This window comes from Sinorhizobium fredii USDA 257 (genome assembly GCF_000265205.3).
Lineage (GTDB): Bacteria > Pseudomonadota > Alphaproteobacteria > Rhizobiales > Rhizobiaceae > Sinorhizobium > Sinorhizobium fredii_B.
In genome coordinates this window covers 120,256-137,483 of the sequence record NT_187163.1, presented here as the reverse complement: position 1 = coordinate 137,483, position 17,228 = coordinate 120,256, and the positions used below count along the sequence as shown (strand labels likewise).

General features: G+C 61.7%; 13 protein-coding genes and 2 pseudogenes. 8 read left to right on the top strand and 7 right to left on the bottom strand.

Annotated elements, in window-relative coordinates; all coding sequences use genetic code 11:
• Positions 1–42 precede the first annotated feature (42 nt).
• From USDA257_RS30970 to USDA257_RS30945, 6 genes and pseudogenes are all read left to right on the top strand, one after another.
• Positions 43–2,418, top strand: a complete 2,376-nt coding sequence (locus USDA257_RS30970) for a phosphoketolase family protein (protein ID WP_014857946.1) — start codon at positions 43–45, stop codon at positions 2,416–2,418.
• A gap of 93 nt (positions 2,419–2,511) precedes the next feature.
• Positions 2,512–3,147 (top strand): Spy/CpxP family protein refolding chaperone, encoded by a 636-nt coding sequence (locus tag USDA257_RS30965; RefSeq protein ID WP_014857945.1) that lies wholly within the window; start codon positions 2,512–2,514, stop codon positions 3,145–3,147.
• A gap of 44 nt (positions 3,148–3,191) precedes the next feature.
• On the top strand, positions 3,192–3,446 hold the full coding sequence (locus USDA257_RS30960) for a DUF2933 domain-containing protein (protein ID WP_014857944.1): 255 nt from the start codon (positions 3,192–3,194) through the stop codon (positions 3,444–3,446).
• 147 nt (positions 3,447–3,593) lie between these two features.
• Positions 3,594–3,998, top strand: a pseudogene (locus tag USDA257_RS30955) (ATP-binding cassette domain-containing protein); the annotation flags it as partial.
• Between the two features lie 3 nt (positions 3,999–4,001).
• Complete coding sequence (locus USDA257_RS30950) at positions 4,002–6,365, top strand: ABC transporter permease (RefSeq protein ID WP_014857942.1); 2,364 nt, start codon at positions 4,002–4,004, stop codon at positions 6,363–6,365.
• A gap of 4 nt (positions 6,366–6,369) precedes the next feature.
• A complete protein-coding gene (locus tag USDA257_RS30945; protein WP_014857941.1) occupies positions 6,370–7,611 on the top strand; it encodes an efflux RND transporter periplasmic adaptor subunit in 1,242 nt (413 codons plus the stop codon).
• Between the two features lie 256 nt (positions 7,612–7,867).
• Here USDA257_RS30945 and USDA257_RS30940 read toward each other — a convergent pair.
• From USDA257_RS30940 to USDA257_RS30910, 6 genes and pseudogenes are all read right to left on the bottom strand, one after another.
• A pseudogene (locus tag USDA257_RS30940) lies at positions 7,868–8,187 on the bottom strand (DUF6691 family protein).
• Positions 8,184–8,615, bottom strand: coding sequence for a YeeE/YedE family protein (locus USDA257_RS30935; protein ID WP_014764615.1), 432 nt, complete (start codon positions 8,613–8,615; stop codon positions 8,184–8,186). The pseudogene USDA257_RS30940 and the gene USDA257_RS30935 overlap by 4 nt, the downstream one beginning before the upstream one ends.
• Before the next feature lie 454 nt (positions 8,616–9,069).
• Positions 9,070–9,360, bottom strand: a complete 291-nt coding sequence (locus USDA257_RS30925) for a hypothetical protein (protein ID WP_015633543.1) — start codon at positions 9,358–9,360, stop codon at positions 9,070–9,072.
• 282 nt (positions 9,361–9,642) lie between these two features.
• Positions 9,643–10,224 (bottom strand): NAD(P)H-dependent oxidoreductase, encoded by a 582-nt coding sequence (locus tag USDA257_RS30920; protein WP_014857937.1) that lies wholly within the window; start codon positions 10,222–10,224, stop codon positions 9,643–9,645.
• 12 nt (positions 10,225–10,236) lie between these two features.
• Positions 10,237–11,274 (bottom strand): alpha/beta fold hydrolase, encoded by a 1,038-nt coding sequence (locus USDA257_RS30915; protein WP_086018071.1) that lies wholly within the window; start codon positions 11,272–11,274, stop codon positions 10,237–10,239.
• A 114-nt stretch (positions 11,275–11,388) separates the two neighbouring features.
• On the bottom strand, positions 11,389–13,716 hold the full coding sequence (locus USDA257_RS30910) for a heavy metal translocating P-type ATPase (RefSeq protein WP_174900829.1): 2,328 nt from the start codon (positions 13,714–13,716) through the stop codon (positions 11,389–11,391).
• A 165-nt stretch (positions 13,717–13,881) separates the two neighbouring features.
• Between USDA257_RS30910 and USDA257_RS30905 the strand changes: the two genes are divergently transcribed.
• A complete protein-coding gene (locus USDA257_RS30905; protein ID WP_014857934.1) occupies positions 13,882–14,559 on the top strand; it encodes a YoaK family protein in 678 nt (225 codons plus the stop codon).
• Between the two features lie 219 nt (positions 14,560–14,778).
• Positions 14,779–16,029 carry an MgtC/SapB family protein gene (locus USDA257_RS30900; RefSeq protein ID WP_014857933.1) on the top strand — a complete coding sequence of 417 codons (1,251 nt, stop codon included), beginning with the start codon at positions 14,779–14,781 and terminating at the stop codon, positions 16,027–16,029.
• A gap of 220 nt (positions 16,030–16,249) precedes the next feature.
• Here the strand turns inward: USDA257_RS30900 and USDA257_RS30895 are convergent, their stop codons facing one another.
• A complete protein-coding gene (locus USDA257_RS30895) occupies positions 16,250–17,077 on the bottom strand; it encodes a 3'(2'),5'-bisphosphate nucleotidase CysQ family protein (protein WP_037456727.1) in 828 nt (275 codons plus the stop codon).
• Between the last annotated feature and the right edge of the window lie 151 nt (positions 17,078–17,228).

Genomic DNA, 17,228 nt, shown 5'->3' with positions numbered 1-17,228 from the left:
TGCAGGCGCCGTCACCGAAACCCCAAGCCAGGAGCTCTCCCGATGACCGATAGCCTTTCGCCCGACCTTCTGGACCGGATCGACGCCTATTGGCGCGCCGCAAACTATCTTTCGGTCGGCCAGATCTATCTTCGCGCCAACCCGCTTCTGAAGCAGAAGCTCACGCTTGCGCATGTGAAGCCGCGCCTGCTCGGCCACTGGGGGACCACACCGGGCTTGAATTTCCTCTATGTCCACCTCAATCGGCTGATTCAGGTGCATGACCTCAACATGATCTATGTCACCGGGCCGGGGCACGGAGGCCCTGCCCTTGTGGCGAACACCTATCTCGAGGGAACCTACTCCGAGCTCTATCCGGACGTTGGGGAGGACGAGGCCGGTCTTAGGAAGCTCTTCACGCAATTCTCCTATCCGGGAGGTATTCCGAGCCATGTGGCGGCCGAGGTGCCGGGTTCGATCAACGAAGGCGGCGAGCTCGGCTACTGCCTTATGCATGCTTACGGCGCGGTCTTCGACAATCCTGACCTGATCGCTGCCTGCGTCGTCGGCGACGGAGAGGCAGAGACGGGAGCGCTCGCGACGAGCTGGCACTCGAACAAATTCCTCAACCCGGCACGAGATGGAGCCGTTCTCCCGATCCTGCATCTCAACGGCTACAAGATCGCCAATCCAACCGTTCTCGCCCGCATCAGCCATGAGGAACTGGAGGCGCTGTTCAGGGGCTACGGCTACAAACCGCTGTTCGTCGAGGGCGCGGATCCGCGACAGATGCACCAGCTTATGGCGGCAGCGCTCGACAAGGCCCACGGAAAGATTGCCGAGATCCAGCGGCAAGCCCGCAGCGCCGGATTTTCCGACCGCCCTGCCTGGCCCATGATCATCTTCCGATCGCCGAAGGGCTGGACCGGGCCGCGCGAGGTCGACGGCAACAAGACCGAAGGTTCCTGGCGTTCGCATCAGGTGCCGCTCGCAAAGCTCGCGGACGTGCCGGAACATCTCGACATCCTCGAAGGGTGGCTGAAGAGCTATCGGCCCTCAGAACTGTTCAATGAGGATGGCAGGCTTCGTCCCGACCTAAAGGACCTCGCGCCAAAGGGCGAACGCCGCATGGGAGGCAATCCGAACGCCAATGGCGGCCTTCTCCTCAAAGACCTCGATCTGCCGGATTTCCGTCGATACGCGGTGGAGATCGACATTCCGGGCACCCAGACCGCGGAGTCGACCCGCGTCGCCGGCCATTACCTCCGCGACGTTCTGAAACTCAACGCGGAAGACCGGAACTTCCGCATCTTCGGGCCCGACGAAACCGAATCGAACCGGCTGTCGTCCGTCTTCGAGGCGACAGATCGCGCCTTCATGGGCGAGATCCTCGAGAGCGACACGCAGTTATCGCCCGACGGCCGTGTCATGGAGGTGCTGAGCGAACATCTCTGCCAAGGCTGGCTGGAGGGCTATCTGCTGACAGGTCGGCACGGCTTCTTCTCCTGCTACGAAGCCTTCATCCATATCGTCGACTCGATGTTCAACCAGCACGCAAAATGGCTGAAGGTCTGCCGCGAGATTCCCTGGCGAAGGCCGATCGCGTCGCTCACCTACCTGCTGACCTCGCATGTCTGGCGGCAGGACCACAATGGCTTTTCGCATCAGGATCCCGGTTTCATCGATCATGTGGCCAACAAGAAGGCCGACATCATCCGCATCTATCTGCCGCCGGATGCGAACTCGCTTCTCTCGGTGGTCGATCACTGCGTGAGGAGCCGCGACTACGTCAACGTGATCGTCGCAGGCAAACAGCCGCAGTTGCAGTGGATGGACATCGACGCGGCCGTCGCGCATTGCCGGACCGGCCTTGGCGTGTGGGAGTGGGCGTCCAATGACGAACACGACCCCGATGCGGTGGTCGCCTGCGCCGGCGATGTGCCGACCATGGAGGCGCTTGCGGCCGTGATGATCCTGCGCGAAACATTTCCTTCGCTGCGGCTGCGCGTCGTCAACGTCGTCGACCTGATGGCGCTGCAGGCGCCCAGCCAGCATCCTCACGGCATTGCGGACGATGCATTCGATCGGATGTTCACGACCGACAAGCCGGTGATCTTCGCCTATCACGGCTATCCCGCGCTCATTCACCGGTTGACCTATCGCCGCGCCAACCACGCCAACTTCCATGTCCATGGCTACCAGGAGGAAGGCACGACTACGACCCCGTTCGACATGGCCGTTCTCAATAGGCTTGATCGTTTCCATCTCGCCGAGGCGGTGGTCGAGCGCGTGCCGTCGCTCGCAGCGGCGCGAGAAGGCTTCGCCCGTTTCGTCGAAAGCAAGCTCGCGGAACATGATGCCTACATCCGCGACAATGGCGAGGACTTGCCGGAGATACGGAGCTGGCGATGGTTGGCATCCGCCGCTGACGCGCAGTGACGGATGCTTGGAGAACTTGATCTGCGTCAATGTAGATCGTCCCAGACGTCGTACCTTGAAGGAAGTCCTTTACCGAAGGTTAGGAGAGGCGAAATGGCGACACTGCGGACGATCCTGCTGGCGAGCACAATGCTTATGCTTGGCACGCCAGGCTTTGCAAAAGACGCGCACCATCCCGAGGCCACAGCCGGGCAGATCAGCGAAGAAGCTGTGCAGCCGGCGGTTCCCGCCGCAAATCCGGTCGCCGGGATGCCAGGTGGCATGATGTGCGGTGACATGATGGCCGGCATGATGCGGATGATGGCCGGCGGACAAGACCCCATGGGCATGATGGGCGGCCAAGCATCTGCGGGGCAGACCGGCATGAGTGCGATGGCCCAGATGATGGCCCCCGAACACATTGAGGGACGTATCGCGTTCCTGAAGACGGAACTCAAGGTAACGCCTCAGCAGGAGGCGTCTTGGAACGCCTTCACCGAGGTTCTGCGCGCCAATGTCGGCGGCTTGCCGGACGGCATGATGCAGATGCCGGGCGCTATGAGCGACCAGGGCGGTGCCGCCGCGACCCCACTGCAGCGCATCGAAGTCAGGGAAGGCATTCTGAACAGCCGCCTCGAAAGCGTGCGCAAGTTGAAGGCTGTTCTCGCGCCTCTCTATCAGTCGTTCGATGGAGCGCAGAAACAGAAGGCTGACAGACTGCTCGTGCCTCCGATGATGGGCATGATGTAAGAGGGAGACCATTCGTATGAGCAGCGGCGGCAGCCAACGCCGGTTTGCACGGCGAACATGAGAGAGATGTTGCGGAGCCTGCAGGCTTCTGGCGCTCCAAGACAGGGATCGTGCTGATCGGTTTTCTACTGATCGGCGGATTTCTTCTCGTCTCCGAGCATCGCGTGCACGCCCTCGGCTTTCTTCCTTATCTGCTCGTCCTTGCCTGTCCCCTGCTGCATATTTTTCATCATGGTCATGGCGGCCATGGCGCACACAAGCGCGGTCTGTCGCACCGCGGTGCACCCGAGGTCCGCTGAGGCGCATGCGGGATTAAGGCGACCGCTCCTGCGTCCCGCGCGCCCGCGGAGGAGACAATGACGGAGACGATATTTCGCGCGCGGTCCCTCGCGAGAACCTGCCTGACCGGCGAAGTTGCCGTGCAGGCACTGCGTGATCTCAGTCTCCTGACCGTTTACGAAAGCGTCGCCCTCGTCACCGAGATTTCGCCCAACCCCATCCAGCCTCACGAGGCGCTGGCGCCCGTTGGACTCGATGCCCGGCGAAACCACTTTCCCGCACAGCTCTCGGGGGGAGAACAGCAGCGGGTGGCCATTGCGCGGGCGATAGCCAAACGCCCGGAGGTATTGCTCTACGACGAACCGGCGGGCGCACTGGATTCCAAGACTGGGATCCGCGTGATCGACGCGCTGATCAACGTCAACACCCAGCTTGGCACCACGACGCTCATCATTACCCACAACGCAAGCATTCAGGCGGTCGCCGATCGTGTGCTCTTCTTTGCTGACAGAACGATTTCGAGAATTCAAGTGAATGAGCGGCGGCTCACCGCCGAGGCATTGACCTGGTGATGCATGGCCACGCTCGACACCAAATTGCAGCGGGATCTGAGGCGGCTCTGGGGTCAGGTCCTCGCCATTGCCCTAGTGATAGCCGGCGGTGTCGCATCCCTCGTGCTGTCGATCGGATCGTTCAGGTCGCTGGATGAGACGCGCACCGCCTACTACGAACGGTACGAGTTCGCTGATGTCTTCGCGGAGGTGACAGGGGCTCCGAATACGCTTGTCGCTCAGATTGCCGAGATCTCGGGCGTCGCCGCGGTCGAGGCCCGCATCGCCGAATTCGCGCTGCTCGACATCCCGGACTTTCGCGAGCCGGCGACTGGCCGTTTCATATCGCTTCCGGAGGATCGTCCACCGCAGCTCAATCGGCCCTATATGCGAGCCGGCCGTCTGCCTGGCCCAAGTCAGTTTAATGAGGTGATGGTCAATGAGAGCTTTGCGAAAGCTCACGCCTTTGAGCCGGGAGACCGGTTCTCGGCCACGCTAAACGGCCGCAGGCGTGAGCTTACCATCGTCGGTATCGCATTGTCGCCGGAATACGTCTACGCGATCGGACCGGGCGACCGGATGCCCGACGATCGCCGCTTCGGTGTGATCTGGATGTGGGAGCGCGCCCTGGCCGAAGCCTACGGTCTCGATGGCGCGTTCTCCTCGGTCAGCCTCAAGCTGATGCCGGATGCGGTTGAGACCGAGGTCATCGGCGCACTCGACGACCTGCTCGATCGCTACGGCGGCGGTGCCGCCTACGGACGCAAAGATCAGACGTCACATGCCTATCTCGATCACGGCCTCGATATGCTCCGGAACATGAGCCGCACGCTGCCGCCGATTTTCCTCATCGTCAGCGCTTTCCTCGTGAACCTGACGCTAAGCCGACTGGTCGCACTCGAACGGGAGCAGATCGGGCTGCTCAAGGCGTTGGGGTACTTCAATACCAGCATCGTTGCCCACTATCTGAAATTCGTCGCCGCGATTGCCTTCATCGGCATCGCGATCGGTAGCGCGGCGGGGACCTGGCTCGGCGTCTACGTGACGCGGCTTTTCGGCGAGTACTACCGGTTCCCATTCCTCGTCTTCGCCGACAATCCCGATGTCTATGTCCTCGCCGCGGTCCTCAGCATAGCTGCTGGGATCGGCGGGGCGTTTCGGTCCCTTCGCGAGATCGTCTCGTTGGCCGCTGCAGTCGCGATGCAGCCTCCGACTCCTCCGTCATTCCGGCCCTTGCTGTTCGGATGGCCCGCACTTGGCTCCGTCGTCTCACCGCGTACGATGATGATGCTCAGGAACGTTTCGAGGAAGCCGATCCGGGCGGCCCTTGCGACGCTCGGCATGGCCTTTGCGACTGGCATTCTCGTCGTTTCACTCTTCGTTGGGAATGCCATGGAGGAACTGATCGACGTGACCTACTTCATGGCCGATCGCCAGGATGCCACGATCAGCTTCGTGGAGAAGCGGCCCGAGGCCGTCCTGTTCGACGTGAGCAGACTGCCCGGCGTGCTCGCGGTCGAACCCTATCGCCAGGTTCCTATCCGCATCCGAAAGGGAAGCCGCGAGCGCAGGACGCTGCTCTCCGGCAGGCCCGCCGGAGCGGACTTGAGCCGGATCATCGACGTTGATCTGCGCACTGTCAGTCTGCCGGAGGCAGGGGTGGCGATTTCCGCCTATCTGGGACGCCTTCTCGATGCGCGCGTGGGCGACACCGTCGAAGTGGACCTGCTCGACGGCCGGCGACGGACGATTCAACTGACCGTAGCCGCCCTGGTGGAGGATTATTTCGGCATTGCCGCGATGATGGATGCCCAAGCTCTTTCCCGCTTGTTGCGCGAGGCCCCGACGGTGAATGGCGTCCATCTCAGCGTGGACGACGGCAAGCTTGATCTGCTCTACGGGGCCATAAAGCGGATGCCGACGGTTGCGGGGGTAGCGCTGCAGCGTGTGTCCCTCGTGAATTTCCGTCAGAGCCTGGCGATCATTGTGACGACGATGGCGGGCATCTATACGGGGTTGTCCGTCGTGACCGCCTTCGGCGTCGTCTACAACAGCGCCCGCATCTCGCTTTCGGAGCATGCGCGAGAGCTGGCGACCCTGCGCGTCCTCGGCTTCAGCCAGGGCGAGACGATGCGCATTCTTCTGCTCGAACTGGCCGCTATCGTCGCGCTTGCCCAGCCGCCGGGTTGGGCGATCGGTTACGGCCTTTCATTGGTGATGAACAAGCAGCTTGCCGGGGAGCTCATGCGCGCGCCCCTCGTCGTCGAGAATGCCACCTATGTGCTGGCGACCGCGGTCATCTTCTTCGCGGCACTGATTTCGGCGCTTGTCGTCGGGCGTCGCGTCTACGAGCTGGACCTGGTGTCCGTGCTCAAAACCAGGGAATAAGGCCATGCAAGCGAAATGGCTGAAACGGGCCGGATGGCTCACCACTGTCGGGGCGGCGGCGGCTGCCGCCGTCTGGTTCGCCTGGCCGCGGCCGATCCCCGTGGACATGGCCGCCGCTGTGAGGGCGCCGATGGCGGTGACGATCGACGAAGAGGCAAGAACACGCGTCCGGCATGTCTACACGGTCACCGCGCCCGTGACCGGAAAGGTTCTCAGAATCTCCCTTCCGGACGGCCATGACGAAACATCCCTTCACGTCGGCGATGAAGTGATTGCGGGCAAGACGGTAGTGGCGATCATGCAGCCGGTGACCCCAGGCCTGCTCGATGTACGCTCCAGGGCGGAACTGCAGGCAGCCGTCGTCGCCGCGAATGCTATCATCACCTTGGCGGAGGCAGAAATCCGCCGTATCGAAGCGGCAGTCAGGTTCGCTCGTGCCGAACTTGCGCGCGCCGAGGGGCTTGCACGCACCAACACGATTTCTGCACGTGACTTGCAAAGGGCCAGGTTCGATCTCGATACCATTGAAGCGCAACTCGCGACTGCCAAGGCACAGCTTGACGTTCGGCGGCGAGAGCAGGCGGTGGCGTCGGCACGCCTCACCGGATCGCCCGAGGCGGATGTAAGCACCGGCGAAGGCTGCTGCGTCCAAATCCGCGCACCCGTGAACGGCCGTGTGCTCAGGATCGTCCAGGAGGACGAAGCGGTCGTTCAGGCTGGCGCGCCGCTCATCGAGCTCGGTGATCCGAAGGACCTCGAGATAGTCGCGGATTTCCTCTCGAGCGAGGCCGTCCAGATCGACCCCGGTGCTGCGGTCATCGTTGACGGCTGGGGTGGACCGGCCCTGCGCGACCGAGTGAAGCGCATCGATCCCGCCGGCTTCGTGAAGGTTTCGGCTCTCGGAATCGAGGAGCAGCGTGTCGGCACCGTTGTCGATCTCGTCGATCCGCCCGACTCCTGGTCTCGGCTTGGCCATGACTTCCGGGTCATCGTCCACGTATCCATTTGGGAATCGGAAGACGCCCTCGCGATACCCGTGAGTGCGCTGTTTCGGCGGGGGGACGACTGGGCTGTCTTTGCGGTGAGCGACGGTCGCGCCCGAGCCACGATCGTCCGCACTGGACAGCGAAACAGCAGGATGGTGGAAGTGTTGTCGGGGCTCTCGCCAGGGGACCGGGTCGTGCTCCATCCGAGCGACCGTGTGGCCGACGGCACGATGGTGGCAGAGCGGCACAATCGCGCTTGACGCCGCCGTACCCTTGACCGGACCACTTCGCCATGGAGATCGTCGGAGGCCCCGCGGCTGAGGTCCGGTTCGCGCAAGGAAACCGACATTGATGCTGGAGCCTCGTTAGTCGTTTATTGCCTCTTCCTGGAAGCGGCATGAATGGCTGATCGCTTTGCTGTGCAGCTCACCTGCTGCGGTTCGCTCCGGCGGCCGGCTTTACCCATCCACAAAGTGCCTCCACATCACGCTTCACCCAAGCGGAGGGAATACACTTTCAATTTGCCGAGTAGTTCGGAAGACGCTGGCGGTGTGATAAGCGGTAAACCAACATGCCGATCAGCATTGCCGCAACGAAGAGAACGGCCTCCCATAGAAGCGGCTGTCGAGCAAGGGAGCCGAGCCGCGGCTGCGGATGATGTTGGCCACGGCAGAAGGGATCAGCGCGCCACCCATGACAAAGGCCAGCGTCGGGTCCCAGTTACCCGCGACATCGAGGAACGCCAGCACACGTCCGGGATTGATCATGTCGGAGATTACCAGACCCGCCCCGAAGATGAGCCCGCACACGATCGCTGCTAACATCTGGGCCCTCATGGCTGGACTCCAACGAGATGGCGGGTGACGAAGACCGTCGCGCCCGCAACGGCTATGAAGATTGCTGTGGCGGCAAGCGAACGCGGCGAAAGCCGCGCAAGCCCGCAAACGCCGTGGCCGCTCGTGCAGCCCGATCCGAGCCGGGTGCCATAGCCAACGATGAGTCCGGCGGCAATCAGCAGTGCTGGCGAAGACGTGAGCGTGATGTCGGGGTGGCGGACGAGCGTGGCCGTCAGCCAAGCGCCTGCGATGATGCCGGCGAGGAAACCCAGTCCCAACTTGCTGTCGCCGTCATGGGTCAAGCCGGCTGCGGCGGCCGCGAGGCCGGAAATCCCGGCTATCCTTCCGTTCAGCAGAAGGTAGAGGCCTGCCGACAGGCCGATCAGGAGGCCGCCTGCCAGGGGCCAGAGATAGTTTATTTCAGTCATTGCGCTCACACTACGTTCTCAGGTCGGACGTCGTTCTCCTCGGCCGGAGTAGAATCAACTAAGGTCGTTTCGCCTTGATGTACGCGACGAGATCGGCAATCTCGGAACGTGTCAGCGACAGATTGGGCATGCGGGAGTGGTGAGGAGCAGCCAAGAAATCCGAAAGTTTCGCCTCATCAAACGGCTCCGATTTACCAATTTGAGCGAATGTCGGAACCGTATCAGAGCCGCGCATTTGTCCAGGTGCAACGACGTGACATTCGCTGCACCAGCGTTGAGCGATGCCGCGGCCGCGGAGTCGATCGGCCGCGGCGCTCTCGCCGACGACCATCGAAAGGAGAGCAACGGTGACAGCGCTTTGAAAACCGCTTATTCGCTTCATTGCAGCCAGGTCCTATTGGGGTCACCTGCAACTCGCGTTCGTGTCACCGGCCAGGGTTGCAAGCAACACATCTCAAGCCGCGTCCGGGTGAAGAGCTTTCCAAGCAGACACATCAGTCGCAGTTACTGTCACGCACCCAGCAGACGTGAGCTCTTTGCCATCGAATTTGTGAGACGCGATTTCGCTGAAGACTGAGACATATTCCTGCAGGCGGCACTCGTTGCACAGCGGCGGATCGGCGATGTCGAGCAGCGCTTCCTTCGTAACAAGAACGATCTCGTCGCCTCCGACGTCTCTTCCCATGATCAGAAGCGCCTCGTCACCCGATGCCTTCATCATTCCACTGACCAACTTCAAGGGCATTTTCGTCCTCCCGGCACGCGTGCGAGTGGAGCCACCAATCTGTGTTCACTCAAGCATTATGCTTCGCGCGCACAGAAACTCCTTGATCAAGCTCAAAGTCGGTCTCCAATCGCGAGCCTCTCGTAAAGGTAGATCGGGCGATCTGTTCGTGTTGCACTCAAGCGACCGGGTCGTTAGCAGAGGAGAATGCGCTGAGGGGCCGCCGCGTTCAAACGGCCTTGGGTAACTGGCGACCTTTCTATCTGACCAGCAGGAATGAGTTTCCCCGCTTTGAGGTTGAAGTCAGCGCGCCCGTCTGCCGAAGTCGCGCATGTCTTTGATCCAGCGAGAGCGCTCCTTCTCGTCGGCAAACGAGAGGCCATAGAAGCTCTCGCGAATAGGCTTGATTCCGGCGAAGCCCAGCATACTACGCTCGAAACTGCGCACGCCATAGGCGCCGAAATACCACCGATAAAGAAGCACCGGCATTCCCATTGTGACGATTATGCGGGCGGAGCGTCCGGCCAGCAGCCGCTTCGGAAAGCCGCCCTTCTTGTATTCCATTGCAAAGCCCGGCCTGAAGATGTGCTCGAGAAAGCCCTTGAGCAGGGCGGGCATCGTTCCATGCCAAAGAGGAAACAGAAAGACCCAGTGTTCTGCCCAGCGCATATCCTCACGCGATTGCTCCAGGCCGGGTGGCAATGCCCCGGTCTCGAAATCCTCCTGGGTTCGCAGCAGCGGGAACTCGAGCTTGGCCACCTCTATGCGGCGCACCTGGTGTCCCGCTGCCGTGGCAGCATCGGCATAAGCGTCAGCCATGGCGTGCAGGAGGTGCTGCCCGGCTGGGTCCGGATGGCCCTGGACAATTGTGACGCGCCTGGTCATCTGCTGTCTCTCTCATGACCGCGTCGACGACGGTGCGGGCGAATTTGGCCAAACAGACGGCCCGCCACGGGACCCGGAAGGTTGCATTGTGCCTGTCTGAGCAAGGAAATCGCTGACCGCCTTCTTAACGTCCTCCCCATCTCCAACGAGCAGATGCCCGCCGGTGTCGTAGACGACCAACTTCGCGCCCGGAATGCTGCCGGCCGCGAATTTGGCTGCGGGGAGCGTGTTGAAAAGATCATCCTGGGCCGAGACGACCAAGGTGGGAGCGGCGATCTTCTCGAGAGGCAGCCGGTGGAGATCGGGCGCACTATCGATGTTAATGCCGGGGAAGCGCCGCGAAAGCGGTTCGACGCTGCGGATAATGGCCATCACGCGATTTCGGTCGTTTTCGGGGGCCGCTTCAACAACTTCAGGGGGCACCCCGAGGAAGCGGATGAGAATTGACGGAGCAAGCTTTTCGGTCGCCCACCAGGCGAAATCGGCGCCGGTATTGACCAGCCAGAAGACAAACGCGCTGCCACGACTCCCCTCGACCATCACTGGACTCTCGGGCGCGTAGGTTCCAGGGACAATCAGAATGAGCGCTGACACCCTATCCGGATGGCGAAGCGCCAGTTCGATTGCCGAGCGTGCGCCCGCCGAGACACCGACGACCACGGCTTTGTCGATCTGAAGCTCGGAGAGCAGCGCCCTATGGGCGTCCGCTTGGGCGGCGGGCGACGCATCGGACGGAATCGGCGTCCCCAGATACCCGAAGCGCGACGGAGCGATGACGCGAAAGCCGTTTCCGACAAGATCGGCAACGTTGGTCAGCCCCTGATCCCACCCGCCACCTGCACCGTGGATGGACAGGAGCGGAGTGCCTTCACCTCGCTCGGCATATTCGATCGGACCTGCGGCCGTATTCGCAACTCGCGCGCCACTGGCGACCGCAAAACGCGCGCGGTCGATGTCATTGCTGTAGGACAGGAAAACCAGCCCGCCTGCGACCACGACAGCGATAGAGACCGCTGATAACTCCCACCCGATCCGACCCATGGCCGCCATCCTTGGAATTCAAACTTGCGGATATCCTAGTCGGGTTGAGCCCGAAGGACTTTGATGTCCCTCAAACGGACCGATGAGATGCACAGCGATCGGCCGATTTCGATCCGCTCTTTCCTACTGCTCGTCCTCGAGCAAGCGATAGATTTCCTGCTCCTGGGCAAAGTGTAGCCGGGTGATCGCTTCGAGCCCGTGGAGCAGCCGCTGGATCTCGTAGCGCTGCGCCGGGCTCGGCCCGTGCGCGCCGAGGGCCTTTCGAAGGGAGGTCAGGCTGTGGACCTGACGCTGAATCTCCATGTGAGCCCTACTCATGCCGGCAAGGGCATCCGGCGTGGCCGCCCGACTGCGCAGTCTCGGATAGAGTTCCTCGTCGTCCTGCCGCTCGTGCGGCAGAAGACGTCGACGGAGCAGGGCGTCCAGGTCCGCAAGCTCCTTACGGACTTCCGTTTTCGGCAGATTCTGAATGCGTTCGGTCGTATGGCGTAGCTCGTCCACCACGTCCATCAGGGCACGATGCTCGGCTTCGAGCTGTATGAGCTCCGCGTGCGGTAATTGTGTTGTTTTCCGCCAGCCGCGCTTAGGGTTTCCAAGAGCGCGCAGCGCGTTCAAGATGGCGACGACGTCGATCGCTTCTTGCAGCAGTGCACCCTGAACCGGTGTCAGGTAGCCGAAGGCAGCCGCAAACATGCCAGCGACGGACAGGCCCATGCCCATATAGACGCTCTGGAGGGCTATGCTGCGTGACCGGTGCGCGATGCTGATGGCGCTGACGAGGCGATCGAGCCTGTCCACCAGGATCACGACGTCCGCCGCTTCCGAGGAGGCAGCCGCCCCGCGCGCGCCCATAGCCACCCCAACATCGGCGGCTGCGAGAGCCGGCGCATCGTTGACGCCATCGCCCACCATCATCACCGGTCCTGCCGATCTTTCCGCTTCCACAATCCGAGTTTTGTCCTCCGGCTTCAATTCGGCGACAACGCTGTCCAACCCGAGGAAGGACTGAAGGCTTTCCGCGAGCTCGGTGCGATCCCCGGTCGCAAGCACGATCCGATCGACGCCGGCCTCGCGCAATCGCCTCAGCACGCTGCCGGCCTCCGGTCTGACCTCGTCCGCAAGCAGAAACGCCCCCGCCAGAGTTCCGTCCTTCGCGGCGAGAACCGAAACGGTGCCATCCCTCCTGATCCACTCCCGGATGTCTCGCGAGAAGGCGGTCTCCTCGATCCTGGCGCTGACGAAATCCCAGCCGCCTACCGCGATCTCGTGGCGGTCGATGCAGCCGGTCACGCCGGAGCCCGCCTCTTCACGGGATCCAGATGGTGCGGCCAGCCGCAATCCCCGCTCTCTTGCGGCTGCGACCAGCGCGCGGGCGATGACGTGGTGCGAGCCCTGATCCAGCGATGCGGCCAGACGCAGCACTTCCAAAGGGTCGAGATCGGTGCGGGACTTGACCTCGATAAGACGGGCCCGGCCATCGGTAATTGTCCCGGTTTTGTCGAGGATCACCGTCTTCACGCGCGCAAGCATCTCGAGCGCGCCGCCGCCCTTCACGAGCACGCCTTTGGCGGCGCAGCGGGAGACACCGGAGACAATCGCCACCGGGACCGCGAGAATGAGAGGGCACGGTGTCGCAACGACCAGGACCGCGAGCGCCCGGATCGCTTCGCCACTCTCGGCCCAGGCGCCGCCGGCGAGAAGGAGCGTGATCGTGAGAAACACCAGCGCGTAGCGGTCGGCAAGCCGAACCATCGGCGCCTTCGCGGCTCTTGCCTCCTCCACCAGCCTGACAATTGCCGCATAGGTACTATCGCTCGCCGAATTCGCGGCGAGCATTTCGAAGGCGTCGCCAGCGTTCGTCGTGCCGCTCGTCACCGGCTCGCCGGATCGGCGGCGGACCGGCAGGGCTTCGCCCGTCAAGGCCGCCTCGTCCAGAACGGCGACGCCATCCATCACGTTTCCATCGACCGGCACGACTTCGCCACGGCGCACCAGGATCCGGTCGCCAGGTTTCAACTCTTCGACGGAAACCTCCTGCAACTGCCCATCCGCGTAGCGAGCGGCGATGCGCGGTACCCGATTGAGTAGCGCCGTCAGTTCTCGGCGTGCGCGCCTTTGAGCAAAATCCTCGAGCGCCTGTCCACCCGTGTACATCAGTGCGACGATGCTGCCGGTCAGGTATTCGCCGAGAAGAAGGGCGCCGCCCATCGCCAGCGCTGCGATGAGATCCAGCCCGAATTCCTTCCTTCCGAGACTGATCGCGATCTCGGTAAGGAGGCTCGCAAGGATGACCGCGGTGCCGGCAGCCCAGGACGAGGCGCTGAGATCGGGCCGGTCCGCGAGCCAGGCGACTGTGCCGGAGAGCAAGGCTACAGCGATGACGGCAAGGAGAAGGCGCTTGCCCAGCGCTTCTCCTTGCCAAAACGGCTCGAAAACTCGGCTTCTAGTCAAGGTGCTCTCCGACAGATCTCGTGAAAGATATAAGATAACAGGATCGTTGCCTTGATCCCGCGCAATGCCCCGCAGGAATGCTAACCGCGGCCGAGCGTATCGTGAGCTTGCAACAGCGGGCGGTGTTTGCTTTGCTTGGAGGGGTTTCATTTTGGATCATCACAAATGACGGTACAGCGGCGGCGGCGCATCATTAAGCGTCAGAGGAGTTCTGTTGGTTTGGCGCTTGTCGCTGCAATATCGTTCCTCGCAGGCATGACGGATGCCATAGGGCTTATGTCCCTCGGGGATTTTGTGTCGTTCATGAGTGGCAACACGACTCGCGCATCCGTCGCCCTGATCCAGGGCGACGTCGCGCGGGGAGTGCTTCTCATCGGGGGCCTGATCACCTTCGTGATAGGGAACGCCGCGGGAGTGATGGTCTCGATCAGGTTCAGGCCGCAAGCTGTTTTGCTGTTTGTATCCGTTCTGCTCGCATGCGCAGCCCTGTTATCCGATCAAAGAGAGCTCCGGTTCCTTTTGCTTATTCTGGCGATGGGAGCGATCAACGCCTCTGTCGAGCAGATCGAAGGGCTGCCGGTTGGCTTAACATATGTTACCGGGGCACTGTCACGCTTCGGACGAGGTTTGGGACGCTGGGCGATGGGCATCCGCAACACGCATTGGGTCATCCAAATCGTGCCGTGGCTCGGCATGATGGCAGGAGCCATTTCAGGGGCAGCCCTTGTTCAACAAGTGGGCAACCCTGCCCTATGGTTACCGTCGGCTGCAGCCCTGTCATTGACAGCAGTCGCGATCCAAATACCCCGGCGCTGGCAAAGCAGGTTCATTCAACACCGTTAGTGTATTGGCGCAAGTGAGCTTACCGAGGGCCCACTTACGCGCGCTGGCCGGCCGCTCCAAATCGGATATGCTGTCCGGCCTGATTCACCGGAGTAAATGCCTCAAGACTTGCGCTTCCAGGGGCGGCGACAATACAGCGCCGTGCGTCTTTTCAGACGCGCTAAGGTCCTGTAGCACTTTGAATTGCTGCATGTTGCACGGGGGCGAAGCCGAAAGCGAATGGAAGCTCTTATTCTCCGTTTAGGGCTTGCTCTGGCAATAGGCCTGCTCGTGGGACTTGAGCGAGGATGGCGGGAAAGGGAAGCGCCGGCAGGCAGCCGCACGGCAGGCATCCGCACCTATGGTATTTCGGGTCTGCTTGGGGGGATCTTGGCGGCACTGTCCGATGCGCAGCGGAGCGACCTCATCTTTGCCGCAGGTTTCATGAGCTTCGCGCTGAGTTTTACCTGGTTCAAGCTGCGCGAGGCGCGACACGATGAGGATTTCAGCGTCACCGGCGTCATTGCCGGATTAGCGGTTTTCGCGCTCGGCGGATTGGCGGTGACTGGCGATTACAGGGTGGCGGCGGCGGGCGCGGCTGCACTCGCTGGCGTGCTCGCCAGCCGCGAGCTAATGCACAACCTTCTCAAGAAACTGTCATGGATCGAACTGCGTTCGGCTCTCGTGCTGGCGGCGATGACCGCGATCGGGCTGCCTCTTCTCCCAAACCATGCCATTGACCCCTGGGGCGGTTTTAATCCACGTGAAATCTGGCTCTTCACGGTCCTGAGCGCCACCATTTCATTTATCGGCTACGTCGCGGTTCGCTTGCTTGGCTCGTCAAGAGGATTGTTGGTGGGCGGCTTGGTGGGCGCGGTTGTTTCGTCGACTGCCGTGACGGCTAGCTTCGGTCAGAAAGCACGCTCTGGTGAGGAGCCTACGGCATTGGCGGGAGCGGCAAGCATAGCAGCCGTCGTATCGCTACTGCGGGTGCTGGCGGTCGTCCTTCTCGTCTCCCCGCGCGTCTTGCCCGTGGTCGCCGTACCGATCATCGCGGCTGCGGCCATTTTCGCCGCCGGTGGTGCCGCTCTGATGACCAAATCTCCACCTACCGCCGACGAGCCGGTCAATTCGCGGAATCCGTTTGAGCTCGTTCCGCTTCTTATCTTTGCAGGCCTGTTTGCCCTGACCGCTACGACCGGCGCGGCCTTGATGACCGGTATGGGCAATAATAGCTTGATCGCGATTTCGGCCGTGTCAGGGTTATTCGACGTCGATGTGGCGATACTGACGGCGCTTCGCGCCGGCGGCGGAGCGGCACCGCTGCAGATTGTCGCGGCCGCAGTGCTCGTCGCAGTACTCGCAAACGCAGGCGGAAGGGTATTGGTTGCGATGACGTCTGGAACACTACGCTATGGGGCATCGCTCGCCACTGTATCGCTTCTCGCCGCAGGTACCGGAGTCGCGGTTTATTTCTTCATTGTCCGCTAAATGAGCGTCCAGTCTTCACCGCTGCCGTTGCGGAGAGCGAGATCGAAGGTTCGGGGTCTCACTCATTTTAGTCTCTCCAGCTTCTATGCGGTCGGCGCGCCGCAGCGCAATAGCGCCTACGTCTATTCAAACGCACAAAGGACGCTGTAGCACTTTGAATTCCTGCGTGTTTTGTCCTTAAATCAGCTACGATTTAAAACATCGCCGCTGCAGCTCTGGATCAGTCCGGTGGCCCCGTGTTGCGAAGACTGCGTATGAGCATCAGGACCCTCTCAGCGAGAGATATTGTGCATGCGGCGACGAATCCTTCATTCTTCATCTCAGCCAGATAGGGCAGCCGGATGCCGTCCGGGCGCAGAACGACGCCACCGGCAGCTTCGATCAATGCTTGTCCGGCGGCGCTGTCCCAAACCATCGTCGGTGCAAGCCGGAGATAGAGATCTGCTTCGCCAGCGGCGATGAGAGCGAACTTCAACGAGGAACCGACCTGCCGAACATTGGTCGATTGCAAGTGCTTAACAACCTCTGCTGTGTGCGGATCAAGGTGAGAACGACTGGTGAGAATCAGCGGCTGCGCGCGTTGGTCGGCCACCACACCGCCGAGAATTTCGCGGGTGTCCTCGTGATCCATGACGACGAGCTTCCCCGAGCCGCTGGTGAAGAACATTCGGTCAAGCGCCGGCGCGAAGATGATTCCGGCAGACGGTGCCCCATTCTCTATCAGAGCGATATTGACGGTGAAATCCTCTCGTCCTGAGATGAATTCCTTGGTCCCGTCCAAAGGGTCGACGAGGAGGCAAGTGGAAGGAATACCCGCTTCATAGCTCGACGCGTCTTCTTCACTTACGAGCCGAATGGCCGGAAAGAGGCCTGCGCAGGTTCGCCGTATGATCGCTTCACTCTCAAGATCCGCAACAGTAACGGGTGAGGCGTCGTTTTTGAAGCGGAATGGGAGCGGCGTCCTGCGATGCGCTAAGATAGCTGCGCCTGCCGCTCTGACCACCGGCAGAAGACTCTCAACGAGATCCTTTCTTGCCTTCTCATCCACTGTCGTATTTCCTCCCGAGCCGCGAAAGCCTGATCGTACCGCCATTGCGTCATGGTTCCTTGACTCTCATCAATGAGGCGCAGGCTTGTGGCGTTCATCATCGTTTCATTCTGCGACGCGACGAGAGTTCGCGCTCCGTCACGATGAATTA